The following is a 1,900-nucleotide window of genomic DNA, read 5'->3' on the forward strand; positions in this document are numbered from 1 at the left end:
GAATCACAAGATCAGCGACAGATCCAGATCCGGTTCTCCTCAGCACTTCGTGAATCCCTTCACGAAGTCGTACACTGCCCGAGGACAGCCGACTTGTGGCGCCGACTACCGTACGCTGGGACTACCGCACGCCGGGTGTCGGCGGGGCCACGGATCCGGGCCCATAGCTCCGGGCGTAACCGCGCGCCTAGAGATCGGAGCCGCGGATGAGTCAGCCACGGCGTCGCCCGGCGGTGATCCGGCGACGCACACGTAGTGACGCGGCTTCCAGGCGTTCCTCCGAGGTTCCGGAGGCGACGGTCGCGCGGCTTCCGCTCTACCTCCGGGTGCTGGCGACACTGGCGGAAAGCGGGGTTCACACTGTGTCTTCGGACACGCTCGCGGCCGCCGCCGGAGTCACTCCGGCCAAGGTCCGCAAGGATCTGTCCCATCTCGGTTCCTACGGCACGCGGGGCGTCGGCTACGAGGTGGATGTCCTGCTCGACTGCATCGCCGCGAAACTGGGCCTCACCGAGGACAGAGCGGTCGTGCTGGTGGGAGTCGGCAACCTCGGCCACGCCCTGGCGGGTTACGGCGGCTTTTATGCCAGGGGCTTTCGGATTGTGGCCCTGGTCGACGCGGATCCCGAGCGGGTCGGCGAGCGGGTCGGTGAGGTTGTCGTCAGTCCCGTCGACGATCTCGAACAGGTGATCGTCCAGGGTCAGGTCACGATTGGGATGATCTGCACGCCGGCCGCCGCGGCGCAGGGGGTGTGTGACCGTCTGGTCGCTGCCGGGGTCACCAGCATTCTCAACTTCGCTCCCACGGTGCTTTCGGTACCCGACGGTGTGGACGTGCGTAAAGTCGACCTCGCCGTGGAACTGCAGATCCTCTCGTTCCATGAAGCACGCAAACATCCGTCGCCGGCACGGGACACATCACCGAGACGGGGCGCGAGATCCACACCGGGCGCCGGCTCCGGGCGTGACGCCGTGCCGGTGCGCCGGGCGCGCTCGGCGCGGCGGGCGCCCTCGGCCCGCGAGGCGGTGCCAGGCGGCGACGACGTCCTCGCCGCGCGGGGGGTGACGGGCCTGGACGGGGTGACGAGCGCGGACGGGACGGAGCCCTCCGCGGACAGGCTGGAGACCGATGCGGATGAGGTCGTGCGGGTGACTCGGCAAGTAGGCGTGACTCGTCCGGCGGGGGCAGCTCGTCCGGCCGGGATGGCTCGGGACGGTCGGCCGACCCGGGATGATCGGGAGGGGGAACCGGGTGCGGCGCGCTTGGAGCACACCCCGGCGCCTGGATCGCCGACCCACAGGACGCTGCCGGCCGCGGGATCGCTGATGGCCGGAGGTGAGGCGTCGTGAGCCTCCTGGTGGTCGGGCTCAACCACCAGACCGCGCCCACGTCGTTGCTCGAACGCACCTCGGTCTCGGCCGAGGAGGTCCCGAAGGTCCTGCACGATCTGGCCGAGGGCACCCACGTCAGCGAGGCGGTGGTGCTCTCGACGTGTAACCGCATCGAGATCTATGCCGAGGTCGAGACCTTCCACGGCGGAGTCGCCGACATCTCCGACCAGCTCAGCCGGATCTGTGGGATCGACCTCGGTAATCTCGCCGGCCACCTGTACGTCCACCACGAGGCGCGGGCCATCGGGCACCTGTTCTCGGTAGTGTGCGGCCTGGACTCCATGCTCGTCGGGGAGAGCCAGATCCTCGGTCAGGTACGCACGGCCTTCCGGGCCGGTCAGGCCGCCGGGGTGGCGGGCAGCGCGCTGTCCGGCCTGTTCCAGGCCGCGCTGCGGGTCGGCAAGCGGGCCCACTCCGAGACGTCCATCGATGCCGCTGGCGCATCCATCGTCTCGGTGGGTGTCCGGTTGGCCGCCTCCGGTCTGGGCCTCCACAGCGAGGTTCCGGCC

Annotated in this window: 2 protein-coding genes; both read left to right on the forward strand. The window is 69.7% G+C overall.

The window, feature by feature from the left end:
* The first annotated feature begins 206 nt into the window (after window positions 1-206).
* The gene (locus ACY5KJ_RS12990; RefSeq protein WP_462187878.1) at window positions 207-1,349 is read left to right on the forward strand and encodes a redox-sensing transcriptional repressor Rex; all 1,143 of its coding nucleotides are present in this window, start codon (window positions 207-209) and stop codon (window positions 1,347-1,349) included.
* Window positions 1,346-1,900, forward strand: a 555-nt coding sequence (locus ACY5KJ_RS12995) for a glutamyl-tRNA reductase (RefSeq protein ID WP_462203446.1), incomplete at its 3' end; no start/stop codon positions are given. The genes ACY5KJ_RS12990 and ACY5KJ_RS12995, both read left to right, overlap by 4 nt.

It is taken from the genome of Frankia sp. CcWB3 (assembly GCF_977927595.1).

Excerpts from the sequence above, each read along its gene's own strand:
- ACY5KJ_RS12990 (WP_462187878.1), top strand. The coding sequence starts at position 207 with ATGAGTCAGCCACGGCGTCGCCCGGCGGTGATCCGGCGACGCACACGT.